At 36.2% G+C, this 3326-nt stretch carries 3 protein-coding genes and 1 pseudogene; 2 read left to right on the forward strand and 2 right to left on the reverse strand.

The features are described 5' to 3' along the window. Both DWA30_RS00695 and DWA30_RS00700 read right to left on the reverse strand, forming a co-directional pair. Positions 1-1353: pseudogene (locus DWA30_RS00695) on the reverse strand (TrlF family ATPase); the annotation flags it as partial. A 295-nt stretch (positions 1354-1648) separates the two neighbouring features. Then, the gene (locus tag DWA30_RS00700; protein ID WP_136073120.1) at positions 1649-1822 is read right to left on the reverse strand and encodes a helix-turn-helix domain-containing protein; all 174 of its coding nucleotides are present in this window, start codon (positions 1820-1822) and stop codon (positions 1649-1651) included. Positions 1823-2006: 184 nt separating this feature from the next. Between DWA30_RS00700 and DWA30_RS00705 the strand changes: the two genes are divergently transcribed. Together DWA30_RS00705 and DWA30_RS13380 are read left to right on the forward strand one after the other, a co-directional pair. Further along, positions 2007-2810, forward strand: coding sequence for a carboxypeptidase-like regulatory domain-containing protein (locus tag DWA30_RS00705; RefSeq protein WP_114490626.1), 804 nt, complete (start codon positions 2007-2009; stop codon positions 2808-2810). Positions 2811-3102: 292 nt separating this feature from the next. Next, positions 3103-3326 (forward strand): hypothetical protein (locus DWA30_RS13380; RefSeq protein WP_210725375.1); only part of this gene is annotated, 224 nt, incomplete at its 3' end.

Below are 3326 nucleotides of genomic sequence, written 5' to 3' on the forward strand. Positions count from 1 at the left end.
ATCCTTTTGCAAAAGAACATCCTGAATAATCTTATCAATATCAGAATCTTCTTCAGATTTATCTACAACTCTATTAAGGTAAGATTGTGGTATGTAGATTATCTTTTTTGCAGGGTTATTATCAGAACCAAGTTTACTTATTTGTTCATCCTTCCAGATGACCTCAAAACCTTTTACTGGTCTTGAGTCGACGATACCTGCAGTTTTATTTCGCTTTTCAAATTCAATAACATCGGCAGTTCGTGCAATGCTTTTGAGTAAAATAGATTTACCGGTAGATTTTCCACCAATAATGGATGTCAAATTCTGACTTATATCTATATGATCGTTTTGAAAACTTTTATCGATAAATCTAACTTTTTCAATAACATCGTAGATGTTTTTGTCATCTGGTTTACGAGTTCTAATACTTACACGTTCTTCAGGCTCGTAGATGATTTGCTTTAGACCTTCAAAAGTAGGGTCAGCTTTAATCCAACAGAGTCTGTTCGCATTTTTTACAAACATTTCATCATAGGTATGTGCATCACTACCCCAAATACAGGGCTTAAGCGACTTAAACTCATTAATATATTCTTGAGGTGTTTCGCCAAATTTACCCAATGCCCATTTTATGGTATTGGGATTGGAAGCAAATAGACAATCGGACTTTTGTATCAGGATTTTACGGGTGAGGTGTCCTTGACTATTCCATTCCACATCACTTAAATCCTCATCGGATGGTGTGACGATTAGGTATTTACCTTTAAATAGGGTCGGTTGTTCAGAAAGTACCTTGGAAATTTCATCATCAGAAATTACTGCATTCATCATACCCGTGTACAGCGTACTCGAGTGCTGTCTAAAATGCTCGTGCTCATTTTGCAACCTTTGGCCTAAAGCAGTAAGATTATTTTTGGTCAATGCTCTACGCTCACCAGATTGTTGGGGAATTCCCTGAATAATAATGTGTAAACGGTGTAAGAAGTTTTCTTCGATGTCGGCTATGGATACTTCATCAGAGAATATAACGTGAAAGTTGATCCGATTATCCTGTACCAGCTTATCAAGCCTAAACTCTATATTGGGTACGATAAGTATCTGATGAATTTTTTTGATTTGCTCATCACTAAACTCAAGCTCTTTTAGTTTGGCATCGTTTAGATATTCTGTTTTAAGTTTCTTATAACCTTCAATAGTAAAATAGTCTGTTATACCTATGGCTGTAATATTATTGGCTAATGCTCTTATGAAGAGTTGTTTTACATAAACATCCCAATCTGTACCAAATTCATTGTTTAATATTGATTCTGGTGTATGAATGTGCAAATCCCACTTGCGCCACTCCGAACCTTTTTTATAGTGTTTATTCATATAGTTAGTATAAAAATTTACCCCTTCAGTAAGGGGTAATTGGTTTACCACAAAGCGATGGATGTATAAATTTATTTCTAATATAATGAAAAATCTCCTTTTAAGGTTTTTATTAGATATAAGTAATTGAAATTCCTATTATTGAATTCCAAGCAAACATTTTATGTGAAAATTTTCGCAGGCGAGACCTATACGCTAGTATCGACTAATTACACTTAGAGTGTGACAGGCAAACTCAATCATGGGTTTCACTCGTCTTTGTTCTTGAACCAATCCATAGTTGATTTTATTTTTTCTATTCAACATCAGAGAAGAATTCTCCCAAACTCATCTTATGTGCATCCAGTATTCTGAGAAGGCTCTCAAAGGTAAAGTTCGTCCCTTTCTCCATACGCCAGTATTGCATCCTTGAGATGCCAAATTCAACAGCGAAATTCTCATAGGAGGTAAATCCCTTTTCAATTCGCATACGTTCCAATTTATCCGCGACCCTCATAATCCGGGTGTCGAGTTTCTTTTCTTGTTTAGCCATACAGTGTTTCTTTTATGAACACCAAAGTTGGCTTTTAGCACCTTTTTATATTACCACAAATATATTACCACTTTTATAAACATTTTTTTATGTTTGTCTTTGAATTTTAAAAACATACAGCATGAAAAAAACAAGACTTTTAGCACTTTTGGCCTTACCGCTTATAGTGGCAAGTTGTGGCGAACACCAGATCGAAGGAAAAGTAATTGATAATTTCGGCAAACCTGTAAAAGATATGAAGGTAGCTATCAAGGGAACTTCCCTTGAGACTACAACCAATAGTAACGGTGAGTATGGAATTACTTTTATACCGGGTACTATCGAAATGGAATATACCGATGAGAGGTATATGAACGTTTACAAGACCTATGATATCGCAACGGAAACCGACTATCCCGCCAAAACAATTGAGACCATAAGATTTCCAGAATCCTATGAAGCCAACTCTCTTTTAGTCCCCAAAGACGGCAAATATGTCTCGCTTCCCAAAAGCGTTCAGATTTATGGTGAGCGGCAAGAGAGCGGGAACTACTCCAAGCATAACAATCTCGTATATACCGCTATCGTTAAGGAAGACAATCTACCTACATTCCAAGCGGGTATCATTCACATCTATTTTCAGGAACTAAAGAATATGACCATTGTAAAGATTTCAGATACCAATGAGTTGTTCAGATTAGGTAACTTCTACTACAAGAATAATCTAGGCAAGATATATAAGGGGGATATGACATTGGATGGGAATGCCAAACCCAATACTGTGTCGAGCAAGTGGACCAAATTTGATAACGGTGATATTAGCAAGTTTATGAACGGTGTGTGGGAATTGGAATTGACTCCCGGCAGATATGCCATCGTTCCAAAAGCAACTGAAAGACATAAATACTATGTTAATGGGATGACCTTCGGATTTGAAGTAGAGTAATATCCGTTATCTTAAAGGACATAAAAAGCCGCACAGACCTAAGTCGTGATTGCCCATAGCAATGGACAAAACTTTTAGGACGGTACGGCAGGGCACGATGGTCGTAAGTCGAATTCCCCATAGGATTTCTTTTAGCGACATCGTGGCAAGATTGCACCTTATCCGATAAGGTCTTATCCCCAAAGGTGCTTTCTTGCTAGGGAGACCCTAGAACCCCTTTTTCAAAATACCTATTAATGGGTATTTTGTTTTCGTATTGTTTTCGTAGATTTAAGTTGTTAAAAAGATTCATATGAGCAATTTCAAAGTTAATTTCGAAATTAGTAAAGCTGATGCCAAATTATTTATTTCCAGCTTAAGTCATTTGGCGCAAAATACTTCAAATGTTCGAAGGAAAAATACCCTCTTACGTATTATTCGAGAAATTCAATTTGATCACAACTTAGAAAACACAATACTCAATGAATTAGTATTGTTATTAAGTCCAATGACAAAAGCACCGATAAAAAAAAATTC

The sequence above is a fragment of the Candidatus Ulvibacter alkanivorans genome (genome assembly GCF_003333325.1).
Classification (GTDB): Bacteria; Bacteroidota; Bacteroidia; order Flavobacteriales; family Flavobacteriaceae; genus Ulvibacter_A; species Ulvibacter_A alkanivorans.